This is a genomic window from Streptacidiphilus sp. PB12-B1b (assembly GCF_014084125.1).
Classification (GTDB): Bacteria; Actinomycetota; Actinomycetes; order Streptomycetales; family Streptomycetaceae; genus Streptacidiphilus.
In genome coordinates this window covers 3,303,336-3,315,586 of record NZ_CP048405.1, presented here as the reverse complement: position 1 = coordinate 3,315,586, position 12,251 = coordinate 3,303,336, and the positions used below count along the sequence as shown (strand labels likewise).

General features: G+C 72.6%; 12 protein-coding genes and 1 pseudogene. 7 read left to right on the top strand and 6 right to left on the bottom strand.

Annotated elements, in window-relative coordinates; translation table 11 throughout:
• Positions 1–2: 2 nt before the first annotated feature.
• The 3 genes from GXW83_RS14910 to GXW83_RS14900 form a co-directional block, all read right to left on the bottom strand.
• Positions 3–398: an STAS domain-containing protein gene (locus tag GXW83_RS14910; protein ID WP_182443585.1), complete on the bottom strand. Its 396-nt coding sequence runs from the start codon at positions 396–398 to the stop codon at positions 3–5.
• Positions 399–576: 178 nt separating this feature from the next.
• The gene (locus GXW83_RS14905) at positions 577–1,299 is read right to left on the bottom strand and encodes an alpha/beta hydrolase (protein WP_182443584.1); all 723 of its coding nucleotides are present in this window, start codon (positions 1,297–1,299) and stop codon (positions 577–579) included.
• A gap of 204 nt (positions 1,300–1,503) precedes the next feature.
• Positions 1,504–2,028: a pyridoxamine 5'-phosphate oxidase family protein gene (locus GXW83_RS14900; protein ID WP_182443583.1), complete on the bottom strand. Its 525-nt coding sequence runs from the start codon at positions 2,026–2,028 to the stop codon at positions 1,504–1,506.
• Between the two features lie 151 nt (positions 2,029–2,179).
• Here GXW83_RS14900 and GXW83_RS14895 point away from each other — a divergent pair, with 151 nt between their 5' ends.
• Positions 2,180–2,410, top strand: a complete 231-nt coding sequence (locus GXW83_RS14895; protein WP_182443581.1) for a hypothetical protein — start codon at positions 2,180–2,182, stop codon at positions 2,408–2,410.
• Between the two features lie 102 nt (positions 2,411–2,512).
• Here the strand turns inward: GXW83_RS14895 and GXW83_RS14890 are convergent, their stop codons facing one another.
• Entirely contained in the window at positions 2,513–2,737 is a 225-nt protein-coding gene (locus GXW83_RS14890) for a hypothetical protein (protein ID WP_182443579.1), read from the bottom strand.
• 175 nt (positions 2,738–2,912) lie between these two features.
• Here GXW83_RS14890 and GXW83_RS35325 point away from each other — a divergent pair.
• From GXW83_RS35325 to GXW83_RS14875, 4 genes and pseudogenes are all read left to right on the top strand, one after another.
• Positions 2,913–3,011, top strand: a pseudogene (locus GXW83_RS35325) (oxidoreductase); the annotation flags it as partial.
• Positions 3,012–3,124: 113 nt separating this feature from the next.
• Entirely contained in the window at positions 3,125–4,669 is a 1,545-nt protein-coding gene (locus GXW83_RS14885) for an FMN-binding glutamate synthase family protein (RefSeq protein WP_182447319.1), read from the top strand.
• Between the two features lie 68 nt (positions 4,670–4,737).
• Positions 4,738–6,465 (top strand): thiamine pyrophosphate-dependent enzyme, encoded by a 1,728-nt coding sequence (locus tag GXW83_RS14880; RefSeq protein ID WP_182443577.1) that lies wholly within the window; start codon positions 4,738–4,740, stop codon positions 6,463–6,465.
• A gap of 215 nt (positions 6,466–6,680) precedes the next feature.
• A complete protein-coding gene (locus GXW83_RS14875; RefSeq protein ID WP_182443575.1) occupies positions 6,681–7,352 on the top strand; it encodes a FadR/GntR family transcriptional regulator in 672 nt (223 codons plus the stop codon).
• 39 nt (positions 7,353–7,391) lie between these two features.
• Here GXW83_RS14875 and GXW83_RS14870 read toward each other — a convergent pair whose 3' ends face one another.
• A complete protein-coding gene (locus GXW83_RS14870; protein ID WP_182443573.1) occupies positions 7,392–8,165 on the bottom strand; it encodes a maleylpyruvate isomerase family mycothiol-dependent enzyme in 774 nt (257 codons plus the stop codon).
• Between the two features lie 65 nt (positions 8,166–8,230).
• Complete coding sequence (locus tag GXW83_RS14865) at positions 8,231–9,067, bottom strand: SAM-dependent methyltransferase (protein WP_370466686.1); 837 nt, start codon at positions 9,065–9,067, stop codon at positions 8,231–8,233.
• Between the two features lie 233 nt (positions 9,068–9,300).
• Between GXW83_RS14865 and GXW83_RS14860 the strand changes: the two genes are divergently transcribed.
• Complete coding sequence (locus tag GXW83_RS14860) at positions 9,301–10,521, top strand: aminotransferase class V-fold PLP-dependent enzyme (protein WP_182443570.1); 1,221 nt, start codon at positions 9,301–9,303, stop codon at positions 10,519–10,521.
• Between the two features lie 99 nt (positions 10,522–10,620).
• Positions 10,621–12,219, top strand: a complete 1,599-nt coding sequence (locus tag GXW83_RS14855; protein ID WP_182443568.1) for an NAD(P)/FAD-dependent oxidoreductase — start codon at positions 10,621–10,623, stop codon at positions 12,217–12,219.
• Positions 12,220–12,251 lie beyond the last annotated feature (32 nt).

Sequence of the window (12,251 nt, the reverse complement as noted above, 5' to 3'; positions counted from 1 at the left end):
TGCTACCTCTCGCCTGCCACATGCGCCAGGGACGCCGGGTCCTGGCTGTGGGGTTCCTGTGCGCCGTCTTCGGCGGACAGCGCATCGTACGCCGTGCCGTGCACGGCGATCACCTGGTCCAGACCGGTCAGCTCGAAGATCCGCGCCACCGAGGCGGGCACCGCGGCCAGGCGCAGGACGCCGCCGTGCCCGGCCAGCCGCTGGTGGATCTGGATCAAGCCGGTGATGCCGGTCGAGTCGCAATACTCCAGCGCGGTGCAGTCGACCACCACCAGCGGCGCCGGCTGCGGCTCGGCGAGCACCGCGTCAGCGGCCTCCCGCAGCTGGACGACGCTGTGGAAGTCCAGCTCGCCCCGCAAAGCGAGCACCCATGCGTGCTCGGACGGCTTGGAATCCACCGAGAACACCTTTCACCGCCTCCGCCTCGACCACGTGGTGACCAGTCGATGATAGAGGGCAGCTCCGACAGTCAGGGCGGAACACCGGTTGCCGCCCGGCGACGGCCCGACCGGGCGGTACCGCCGAAGGCCGGTACCGCCCGGTCGGGCGGCTGTGCGCCTGCCCGTCAGGCCGGGCTCACGTCAGGTGCCGGGCGAAGAACCGGGCTCCGTCGTCCACCTCGAACCACGGGGTGCCGGCGTGCCCGCCCAGGTTGGCGTGCAGCGTCTTCTCCTCGGAGCCGAAGGCGTCGAACAGGTCCAGGGCCTGCTGCCGGTCGTTCCCTTCGTCGTCCCACTGCAGCAGGAACTGCAGCGGAAGGGTGACCTGCCGGGCCTCCTCGCGCAGGACGCGGGGCACGAAGCCCCCGGCGAAGAATCCCGCGGCCGAGATGCGCGGCTCGACCACCGCCAGCCGGATGCCGACGGCGGTCATCCCCGAGTACCCGACCGGGCCGGCGATCTCGGGCAGGGAGAGGAGCGCGTCCAGGGTGGCCTGCCACTCCGGGACGGCCCTGTCGACCAGCGGGACGATGAAGGCGTCGACGATGCCGTCGACCGGCTCACCGGCCTGGATCGCCCGGCGGAGGTCGGCGCGGTGCTGCTCGTCGGCGGCGGAGCGGGGGCGGTCACCGTGCCCGGGGTGGTCGATGGCGGCCACCGCGTAGCCGTACTCCGCCGCGTAGTGCCGGGCCCGGGCCACCAGCCGCGGGTTCCGCTTGTGCAGGCCGCCGTTGTGGCCGCTGAGGATCAGCGGGGCGGGGCCGGTTCCGGACGTCCACAGGACGCCGGGGACCTCGCCGAGGGTGAAGGCGCGTTCGAGGACGCCGTCGTCGAGGCGCTGCTCAGAAGTGAACTGCATGGTCGTGCCTTTCGGGAGTGCTCGTGAAGGCGCTCCCGGACGACCTATCGCCCGGCCGTGACCCCGGAGGGGAGCACCCATGTCGATACAGCGTTCACGGGTACCACCTCCTCGTTCTCTCGCACGGCCACCGGCAAGGTATCAGTGGTCGCCGCGGTCCGCCAGGGGATTCCTCGGGCGGGGCAACCAGCCCTCCCGGTCCTCTCAGTCCTCGAAGCGCCACCGGGTCGCACCAGCGGGTTCGCGGGTGGCGACGCCGAAGGCGGTGCTGATCCGCATCCGGTACAGGTGCCACGGCGGCGGGCCGGCGCTGGGGGCGCTGAAGGGCGCGGTGAAGGCGCTGTCCGCCACCTCGGCGGGCCATCCCGCCTGCCGGTAGATGGCCGAGACCTGCTCCAGCGTGTCCTGGTCGGTGACGCGCGCGGCCTCGCCCTCGGCCACGATGTCGATGCCCTCCAGCCGCACCGAGAACGTGCACGCCGGATTCGCCGCCAGATTGCGGGCCTTGCGCGCATCGGGGCTGCTGGTGAAGTACACGTCGCCGCCGAGCCACACCGCCCCGACGCCCGCGGCGCACGGGCGGCCGTCCGGGCGGACCGTCCCGAGGAAGGACGTGACCGCCTGGCTCGGCATGGAGGCGCCCAGCGCCTCGTCGGCCCTGCTCCAGGGCAGCGCCGGATTGCCGTAGCGGTCCAGGCTGGTCGTCTCGACGGGTTCCCTGCCGGTCATCGTCCATCACCCCTTCGAGGGACCGTGTCACCGCCCCGAGCTGCTGCCGGGCCGTGCCCAACCTCTCACGGGAGCCCGAAATCGCACGTCAGCGACACAAGCCGACGGAAGGAGGACGAATGCCCGGTCGGTCCCCGGGTAGGCGGCGCGCATGAGCCTCTTCCCCAAGACCCACAAGAACGACCAGGCCACTGCCCTGCACCGGGTGCAGGAAGCCACCGTCGAACACGCCCGCACCCGCCGTGTCCTGGATGCCGCCATCGCCGATGCCATCGCCGCCGGAGTGCCGCCCGAGGCGCTGCAGGAGGTCGGCCAGTGCGAGCCCGGCCACGGCAAGCACGTCGGCGACGTGGACATCGAGCTGGCCGGTATGGCGGACTGAGGACGCGTCCGCCACCACCCCGTCCACGGCAGGGGCGGCCCCCGCAGTCGGTCTGCGAGGGCCGCCCCTGCCGTGCTCGTTCCGGCGGCCCGGCGCGGGGGCTCATCGGACATGGCTGTGCGTGATGATCAGGAACCCGATGATCGCCAGGACGACGGCGCCCAGGTCGGCGAAGGTGAGCAGGTGCCGCGGATGGTCGGGGCAGCGGGAGAGCAGACCTCTGGCCCGGTTGCGGCACATGCGCCCCTCGCCGGTCCTGGCTCCACAGCGGCCGGTCAGCGCGACGGCTGCGGCCCAGCACCCGGCGATGATCACGATCAGCGGCATGTCAACCCCCGATGTCGACTCCTGCCATGACAGCACCCCGGCCGCACCACCGGAAGGGGGCCGGTGACCACCGGTCAGCAAACCAGCCATCCCCGGCCGCGTCCCCGGCGGCCCGCATCACGCGTCCAGCGCGACGTCCGACCAGCGCCGGACTCCTGGCCCGGGACGCACGAGGCCGATCGAGACCGACGTGAACCCCGCCGACGGCCCGGGCGCCGGCGGCCGGTACGTCACCGGTGCCTCCATTGCCGTGGACGGCGGTTTCGCCGCCTGACCCCCGGTCGGCGCTCAAGGCAACGGTTCGAACATGAGCTGCTTGTGCTCCTGGTCCGGGGGCAAGGGGTAGCTGTGCTGAAAACTCTGGTGGTTGCGTTTGCCGGCTCGTTGATGGCCGGCTCGGTGGTGGCGGCGGTCCTCCTGTCGCCGTGGTGGTGGACCGCCGCAGGTGTGCTGACTGCGGTTCTGGTACTGGCGGTGTGGGACCTGTTGCAACGGAAGCACTCGGTGCTGCGCAACTATCCGGTGCTGGGCCATCTTCGGTTCCTGCTGGAGGACGTGCGCCCGGAGCTGCAGCAGTACTTCATCGAGCGCAACTTCGACGGCCGCCCCTTCGACCGCGACACCCGCAGCATCGTCTACGAGCGCGCCAAGGGCACCGCCGCGGAGGAGCCGTTCGGCACCGAGCGGGATCTCTACCAGCCGGGCAGCGAGTACCTGGTTCCCTCGATGGTTCCGCGGCCGGTGCCCGAGGACGCGCCCCGGGTGCGGATCGGCGGCGCCAAGTGCACCCAGCCCTACGACATGGCCCTGTTGAACGTGTCCGCGATGAGCTTCGGCGCCCTGTCGTCCAACGCCCTGCTGGCGCTGAACACCGGTGCCGCCCTGGGGGGTTTCGCCCACGACACCGGTGAGGGCGGCCTGTCCGAGTACCACCTGCGCCCCGGCGGGGACCTGATCTGGGAGATCGGCACCGGCTACTTCGGCTGCCGCACCGAGGACGGCGGCTTCGACGAGAAGCTGTTCGCCGAGAAGGCGGCCCACGAGCAGGTCAAATGCGTTTCCCTCAAGCTCAGTCAGGGCGCCAAGCCCGGCATCGGGGGCGTACTGCCGGGACCGAAGGTCACGGCCGAGATCGCCAAGGTCCGCGGCGTGCCCCAGGGGCAGACGGTGACCTCGCCCCCGTACCACCGGGTGTTCTCCACCCCGAGGGAGCTGGTCCGGTTCCTGGACCGGATGCGGGAGTTGGCGGGCGGCAAGCCGGTGGGCTTCAAGCTCTGCGTGGGCTCGCGCCGGGAGTTCCTGGCCGTCTGCAAGGCGATGCTGGCCGAGGACGTGACGCCGGACTTCATCGTGGTCGACGGTGCCGAGGGCGGCACCGGCGCGGCGCCGCTGGAGTTCGCCGACAATGTCGGCCTGCCGCTGACCGAGGGCCTGATCACCGTGCACAACGCCCTGGTCGGCGCCGGGCTCCGGGACCGGATCAAGATAGGCGCCAGCGGCAAGGTCGCCACCGGCAGCGACCTGGTCAAGCGCCTGCTCCAGGGAGCGGACTACACCAACGCGGCCCGGGCCATGATGTTCGCGGTCGGCTGCATCCAGGCCCAGCGCTGCCACACCAACACCTGCCCGGTCGGCGTCGCCACCCAGGATCCGAAGCTCGCCCACGCCCTGGACGTCGGCGACAAGTCCCACCGGGTGCAGCGCTTCCAGGAGGCCACCGTCAAGAGCGCGCTCCAGCTCATGGCCTCGATGGGCGTCACCGACCGGTCCGAGCTGGCACCGCACATGCTCCTGCACCGCATCGACCCGCACACCGTGCGCAGCTACGCCGAGCTGCACGAGTGGCTGACCCCGGGCCAGCTCCTCAAGGACGCCCCGCAATCGTGGCAGCGGGACTGGGACGCCGCCGACCCGGACCGCTTCGCCGGATGAGTACCGAACCCCGGCCGGCCGCTCCGGCCCCGGCCGCCCGTACCGACTTCGAACAAAGGAAGCCCGCTGTGGCCCGTACTGTCGCCCGTGTGATCGTCGACGCCTTGAAGGACCTGGATGTCAACCACGTCTTCGGGGTGGTGGGGGACGCCCTGAACCCGCTGACCGAGGCCATCCGCACCACCGAGGGCATCGACTGGATCGGGTGCCGCCACGAGGAGGCGGCGGCCTTCGCCGCGAGCGCCCAGTCGCAGCTGTCGGGAACCCTGGGCGTGTGCATGGGAACGGTGGGCCCGGGCTCCGTGCACCTGCTCAACGGCCTGTACGACGCGGCCAAGAGCCGCACCCCGGTCCTGGCGGTCTGCGGGCAGGTGCCGCTGGCCGAGGTCGGCAGCGACTACTTCCAGGAGGTCGACAACGACCTGCTGTTCCGTGATGTGGCGGTCTTCCGCGCCACCGTCACCTCGCCCGAGCAGATGCCGCGCCTGCTGGAGTCCGCGGTCCGCGCCGCGGTCAGCCTGGGCGGGGTGGCCGTGCTGACCGTCCCCGGCGATCTGGGCGACCAGGAGCTGGAGCAGGACCGCCCGGCCCGGTTCGCGCTCAGCCGCGCGGTCACCCGCCCCGAGGACCAGGCGCTGACCGCCGCCGCCGAGGTCATCGGTACGGCGGGCAAGGTGACCCTGCTGGTCGGCAAGGGGGCCCGCGACGCCCGCGCGGAGGTCCTGCAACTGGCCGAGCTGCTGTCCGCGCCCATGGTGCTGACGCTCAAGGCCAAGGAGGGCTTCGAGGGCGACAACCCCTACCAGGTCGGCCAGACCGGCCTGATCGGCAACCCCGCCGCCGCCCACGCGCTGGACGACTGCGAGACCCTGGTCATGCTCGGCACCGACTTCCCCTACCGCGACTGGTACCCCACCGGCTGCAAGGTGGTCCAGATCGACACCCGCGAAGAGCACCTGGGGCGCCGCACCCCCCTGGACGCCGGCCTGACCGGCGACGTGGGCGCCACCCTGCGGGCGCTGCTTCCGATGCTCACCGCGATCGCGGACCGCACCCACCTGGAGGAGTCCCGGGCGAAGTACGACCACTGGAACCAGGGCCAGCAGAGCCTGGCCGACCCGGACCACGACCGGCACGGCCTGCGCCGGCTGCGCGCGGCCCTGGACAACCGCGACCACGACGTGCGCCCCGAAGCCCTGGCCGCGGCCGTGAACAGCTACGCCGACGACGACGCCGTGTTCACCTCCGACACCGGCATGGCCACCGTCTGGCTCTCGCGCTTCGTGTCCATGCACGGCACCCGGCGGCTGATCGGCTCCTACAACCTGGGCTCCATGGCCAACGCCATGCCCCAGGCCATGGGCGCGCAGCTGTGGGCTCCCGACCGCCAGGTGGTGGCGTTCTGCGGCGACGGCGGGCTCAGCATGCTGCTGGGCGACCTGATGACGATCAAGACCTACCAACTGCCGGTCAAGCTGGTGGTCTTCGACAACCGCCGCCTGGGCATGGTCAAGCTCGAACAGGAGCAGTCGGGTCTGGCCGAGTTCGGCACCGAACTCGACAATCCCGACTTCGCCGCCGTGGCCACCGCCCTGGGGCTGACCGGCATCCGCATCACCGATCCCGCCGACCTGCACGAGGGCGTCCGACGGGCCTTCGCCACCCCCGGGCCGGTCCTGCTGGACGTCCTGACCAACCCTCAGGAGATCGCCGTCCCCGGCAAGCCCACCGTGGCCCAGGGCTGGGGCTTCGCCATCGCCAAACTCAAGGAGAACCTCCAGAGCCACGGCGCGTGACACCGGCTCCCGGGGCGGCTGCCGGCCGCCCCGGGCATCACTCTCCGCGCCTCCGCGGAGCCCGGCACCGCGTGAACCCCTCCCATCATTGGCGTGTCTGCCTCAGCATCACACCCTCACCGGGCTGCTGTACCTGGCTGTTCGGAGGGCCGCCTCCTCGTCACCGGGGTCGGATACCATGCCCGCATAGGTCGGACCTATCGGGAGAGTGCGACGTGCCGGTCACCGACGAAGCCATCGGAAAGATCAAAGAGATGATCGTTTCCGGGCAGCTGAAGCCCGGGGACAAGTTGCCCAAGGAGCAGGACCTGGCCGTGGAGCTGGGGCTGTCGCGCAGCTCCTTGCGCGAGGCGGTCCGGGCGCTGTCGTTGCTGAACATCCTCCACGTACGGCAGGGCGACGGCACGTACGTGAGCAGCCTGGAGGCCGGGCTGCTGCTGGAAGCGGTCACGTTCGTGCTCGACTTCCACCGCGACGACACCATCATGCAGGCGTTCCAGGTCCGCGCCATCCTGGAGCCGGCCGCCACCGCCCTGGCCGCCCAGCGCATCGGCGAGGAGGAGCTGGCCGAGCTGCGCGGGCTGCTGGACGCGCTGGGGGATCACCCGGAGCTGGAGGAGCTGGTCGCCAGTGACCTGGAGTTCCACACCAGGATCGCCGCGGCCTCGGGTGTCCCGCTGCTCTGCTCGATGCTGGAGGCCATCTCCGGGCCGACGGTGCGGGCCCGGGTCTGGCGCGGCCTCACCCAGGAGGACGCGGTGCCGCGCACGCTGGCCGAGCACCGGGCCATCCTGGACGCGCTGGCGCTGCACGACACGGAGACCGCGCGGGCCTGGGCCACGGTCCACGTCTCCGGCGTCACCCGCTGGCTGGACAGCTCCCTCTGACCGCAGCGAAGCAGCCGCTCCCGTCGGCCATTGTCCGCCTCAGAAGGCCGAGTTGGCGAACCAGTGGGCCAGCAGCTTCTCGTCGCCGACGGCCTCGATACCGCCCGACGCGAGGTCCAGCCGCCCGTACACCAGCAACAGCAGGTCCTGCGCGCTGCCCCGGACGGTCGCGTCGGCGGCTGCCGTCGCCTCCGGTACGGGCCCGAAGCCGTCGGCCCGCAGCCGGACCAGCCAGTCCCGGTCCGTGTCGGCGCAGCTGAAGCGGATGGTCCGGTCGCCGTCGGAGCTTCGCAGGTTCGCGGTGTCCGGGGCGAAGAAGGCAGCGAAGGGCAGGTTGGTGAGGAACTCGTCCACGCCGTCGGCCGCGAGGTCGCCGTCGACGTCCGGCCGCAGGCCCAGGGCGGACTCGGCGTCGACGCGGTGCAGCACGGTCTCGAAGAGCATCCTGCGGACCCAGAACCGGGCGTGCTGGTCGGCGCCCCAGGCCCACATCGGGCCGTCCAGGTCACCGGCCGCCGTGAACGCCTCCGCGGCCACGGCCGCGCTCGCCGCCAGCCACCCGGGGTAGTCCGCCTCCCGCTCCGGCAGGTCGAGGTCGACGTCGCGGCTGGTCGGCCGCTCCTGGATCCGTTGGCGCAGCAGCACGGAGAACCAGCGCTGCACGCTGCCCGCGTGCTTGACCAGGTCGGCCAGCGTCCAGCCGGGGCAGGACGGCACGGCGGCGGCGAGGTCGGCACCGGCGACGGCGTCGACGAAGCGGGCGGTCTGCGCGGCGACGGCCGCAGGGTAGTCGACCGGGGACGGTGTGCTCATCGGTGTTGCCTTCCTGGGCCTGAGGACTCGGTCCATCTTCTCGCACCCCGCGGCCTGCCGGGCGGCTACGGCTTGCGGGCGATTCCCGCGTACACGGTCACCTCGCTGTCGTCCAGGGCCGGGCCGTCGGCGTCCGGGTGCCAGCGGTTGGCCAGGGCGACGCCGGGTTCGTCCCACTCCAGTCCAGCGAAGAACTGCTCCACCTGGCGTCGGGTGCGCTGGTAGTTGTCGATACCGGCGTTCCGGTAGTGCTGGGCCGCCCGCGCGACCTCGTCCGGGGCGGAGTCCGCGGTGCCGGTCGTCACCGCGAGGAAGCTGCCCGGCGGCAGCGCCGCCACCAACTGCTGGACGAGCGGGCGCGCCACCTCGTCGCTGTAGAAGTGCAGGATGTTGATGAGGGTCAGCGCCACCGGCCGCGTCAGGTCCAGCGTCTCGTGCAGCACGGGGTGCGCCAGCAGCTTCCCGGTGTCGCGCAGGTCGCCGTCGATGTAGGCGGTGCGGCCCTCGGGGGTGCTGGTCAGCAGGGCGCGCGCGTGGGCGAGCACGATGGGGTCGTTGTCCACGTACACGACCCGGCAGGCCGGGTCGACGCTCTGGGCGATCTCGTGCAGGTTCGGCGTGGTCGGGATGCCGGTGCCGATGTCGAAGAACTGGCGGACGCCGTGGACCTCGGCCAGGCGCCGGGTGATCCGGTGCATGCAGGCACGGGCGGCGAGGGTGGCGGTGTGGGCCGTGGGCCAGTCCGTGATGACCTTGTCGCCGGCCTCCCGGTCGGCGGGGAAGTTGTCCTTGCCGCCCAACAGGTAGTCGTAGACGCGAGCCGAGTGCGCCCGGTCGGTGTGCAGGTCGACGGTGGGTATCGGGCCTGGGTCCGCCCTCATCCACGCGTGCTCATCGGTCATGTCCGCCCCCAATTCCCTGCACGCGCCGCACGTGTACGAACGCGTCATTCGAAATCATAGGGCGGGAAGGGCGCCGCCGGGCCACCCTCCCGCGCGGCTTCACCTCCGCCGCAGCTCAGAAGTCGCGGCCGCAGGCGGGCAGGTGCAGGTCGGCGGGTGTGCGGCGGCGGTGCCGCATGCGTATGCGTCGATACATGGGACAGGCCCGACCGGGCGTGGTGACGATGGACGGCATGTCCTCCTCTTCCGCGCCCCTCTCCGTCTCCGATCGGACCTCGCCCTTCGCCGCCGCCTTCCCCGGCCTGCGGCGGCCCGGCCCCGACGGCCGCCCCTTCGTGCACGCCGACGCGCCGGGCGGCGCCCAGGTCACCGACAGCGTCATCACCGCCATGGCGGACTACCTGCGCCGGTCCAACGCCAACCCGTCCCGGGGGTTCACCACGTCCGTGGAGACCGCGGAGCTGATCGCCTCGGTCCGCGACCGGTGCGCCGGTCTTGTCGGCGCCGACCCCGGCGGGGTGGTTTTCGGTCCCAGCAGCACCATGCTGATCTGGCACTTCGCCCGCGCGTTCGCCGAGACGCTCGACGCCGGCGACAACATCGTGTGCACGCAGCTCGACCACGAGGCCAATGTGTCGCCCTGGCTCGCCGTTGCCCGCAGCCGGGGCGCCGAGGTGCGCTTCGTACCGCTGGACCCCGACACCTTCGAACTGGACTACGCAGCCCTGCCCGGCCTGGTCGACCGGCGGACCCGCCTGGTCGCCTTCACCCGCTCCTCGAACCTGATCGGCTCCATCGTCCGGGTCGAACCCCTGGTGGAGGCCGCCCGGTCGGTCAGCGCACTCACCTTCTCCGACGGGGTGGCAGCCGCAGCCCACCGCCCGCTGGACCAGCTCGCCCACGGCATCGACGTCAGCGTCTGCTCGGCCTACAAGTTCTTCGGGCCGCACCTCGCCCTGCTGACGGCCGGTCCCGACCTGCTCGACCGCTTCGCCCCCGACCGGATCCGCCCGGCAGCGAAAAGCGGCCCCCGGCGGTGGGAGATGGGCACGCTCGCCCTGGAATCCCTCGCCGGGCTGGGCGCCGCCGTCGACTACCTCACGGCCACCGGCTACCCCGCGATCGCCGCGCAGGAAAGGGAGTTGACGGTGCGCACGCTCGACGGGCTCCGCCGCCTGCGGCACGTCCGGCTGCACGGCCTCGACAGCGCGGAGGGCCGGGAGCCGATCTTCGCGGTCACCGTGGAGCGCCGGTCGACCCACGAGGTCGCGTCGCTCCTGGCCGACCGTGGGGTGTTCGTCGCGGCCGGCGACAGCTACGCGACGGAGTGCGCCAAGGCCCTCGGCCTGCCGCCGTCCGAGGGGGCCGTGCGCTTCGGGCTCGTCCACTACCACGGCGACGACGACGTCGACCGGATCCTGGAGGCGCTCGACGACCTGCGCCCGGGCGGCTGACCGTCCGGACCGGCCGGGCGCTCCGACCCGCGCCGTCAGCCGGAGCCGCCCCTCGTCCGGGGTCTACCCCGGAGACCGACCGACTGATAGGACTGCCGGATGGCCACCACCTCTGCCGCAGCACCCGCCCGCAGCCGCTACGACGTGGTCGTGGTCGGCGGCGGCCACAACGGACTGGTCGCCGCCGCCTACCTGGCCAGGGCCGGACGCAGCGTGCTGCTGCTGGAGCGGCTCGGCCACACCGGTGGCGCGGCGGTCTCGGAGCGGGCCTTCGCCGGGGTGGACGCCCGGCTGTCGCGCTACTCCTACCTGGTGAGTCTGCTGCCCCGGCAGATCGTGGCGGACCTGGCGCTCCCGGTCGAGCTGCGGCGGCGCCGGGTCTCCTCGTACACGCCGGTGGAGCGTGACGGACGCCCGACAGGTCTGCTGGTCGACAACGGGGACGAGGCCGCCACCGCCGACGGCTTCCTCCGGCTGACCGGCTCGGACCGGGAGTACCGGGCCTGGCGGGAGTTCTACGACCGCACCGCCCGGGTGGCCCGCGCCGCCTTCCCGACCTTGACCGAGCCGCTGCCGACCCGCTCCGAGCTGCGGAAGCGCATCGGCGACGACGCGGCGTGGGAGGCCCTGTTCGAGCGGCCGCTGGGAGAGGCCGTGGAGGCGTCCTTCCAGGACGACCTGGTCCGGGGCGTGGTCCTGACCGATGCCCTGATCGGGACGTTCAGCCACGCCCACGACCCCTCCCTGCGGCAGAACCGCTGCTTCCTCTACCACGTGATCGGCAACGGGACCGGCGACTGGGACGTCCCGGTCGGCGGCATGGGCGCGGTCACCGATGCCCTGGCGGCGGCCGCCCGCACCGCCGGTGCCGAGCTGCTGACGGGCTGCCAGGTGTCGGCGGTGCGGACCGACGGCACCGAGGCCGAGGTGGAGTTCCGCCGGGGCGGCGACGAGCTGCGGATCGGCGCCCGGCAGGTGCTGTGCAACGCCGCCCCGCGCGAGCTGGAGCGGCTGCTGGGGGAGCCTCCCACGGGCCCCGACCCGGAGGGCTCGCAGCTGAAGGTGAACATGCTGCTGCGGCGCCTGCCCCGGCTGCGCGACCGGGGCGTGGACCCGCGTGCGGCCTTCGCCGGGACCTTCCACGTCGCCGAGTCCTACCGGCAGCTGGCCGACGCCCACCGCGAGGCCTCGGAGGGCGCGGTGCCGTCCGCCGCGCCGTCCGAGCTGTACTGCCACTCCCTGACCGACCCGTCGATCCTGGGCCCGGAGCTGCGGGAGCAGGGCTGTCAGACGCTCACCCTGTTCGGGTTGCAGCTGCCCGCCCGGCTGTTCGCCGGCCGGGACCACGACGCCGTCCGGGCCGCCGCCCTCACGGCGGTGCTGGCCCAGCTGGACGCCGTGCTGGACGAACCGCTGGCCGACTGCCTGGCCACCGACGCCGACGGCCGTCCCTGCCTGGAGGTCCGCAGCCCGCTGGACCTGGAGCGCGACCTCGGCCTGCCCGGCGGCAACATCTTCCACCGCGACCTGTCCTTCCCCTTCGCCGAGGACGAGGACCGGCAGGACGGCCGGTCCGACCGTTGGGGTGTGGCCACGGCCCACCCCAACGTCCTGCTCTGCGGCGCGGGCGCGGTGCGCGGCGGCGGCGTCAGCGGCATCCCCGGCCACAACGCGGCCATGGCCGCGCTGGGCCGGTGACTCTCCCCCGCTGACGCCGGAGACGATCCGGC

Excerpts from the sequence above, each read along its gene's own strand:
- GXW83_RS14905 (WP_182443584.1), bottom strand. The coding sequence starts at position 1,299 with ATGCAGTTCACTTCTGAGCAGCGCCTCGACGACGGCGTCCTCGAACGC.
- GXW83_RS14900 (WP_182443583.1), bottom strand. The coding sequence starts at position 2,028 with ATGACCGGCAGGGAACCCGTCGAGACGACCAGCCTGGACCGCTACGGC.
- GXW83_RS14895 (WP_182443581.1), top strand. The coding sequence starts at position 2,180 with ATGAGCCTCTTCCCCAAGACCCACAAGAACGACCAGGCCACTGCCCTG.
- GXW83_RS14890 (WP_182443579.1), bottom strand. The coding sequence starts at position 2,737 with ATGCCGCTGATCGTGATCATCGCCGGGTGCTGGGCCGCAGCCGTCGCG.
- GXW83_RS14885 (WP_182447319.1), top strand. The coding sequence starts at position 3,125 with ATGGCCGGCTCGGTGGTGGCGGCGGTCCTCCTGTCGCCGTGGTGGTGG.
- GXW83_RS14870 (WP_182443573.1), bottom strand. The coding sequence starts at position 8,165 with ATGAGCACACCGTCCCCGGTCGACTACCCTGCGGCCGTCGCCGCGCAG.
- GXW83_RS14865 (WP_370466686.1), bottom strand. The coding sequence starts at position 9,067 with ATGACCGATGAGCACGCGTGGATGAGGGCGGACCCAGGCCCGATACCC.
- GXW83_RS14860 (WP_182443570.1), top strand. The coding sequence starts at position 9,301 with ATGTCCTCCTCTTCCGCGCCCCTCTCCGTCTCCGATCGGACCTCGCCC.
- GXW83_RS14855 (WP_182443568.1), top strand. The coding sequence starts at position 10,621 with ATGGCCACCACCTCTGCCGCAGCACCCGCCCGCAGCCGCTACGACGTG.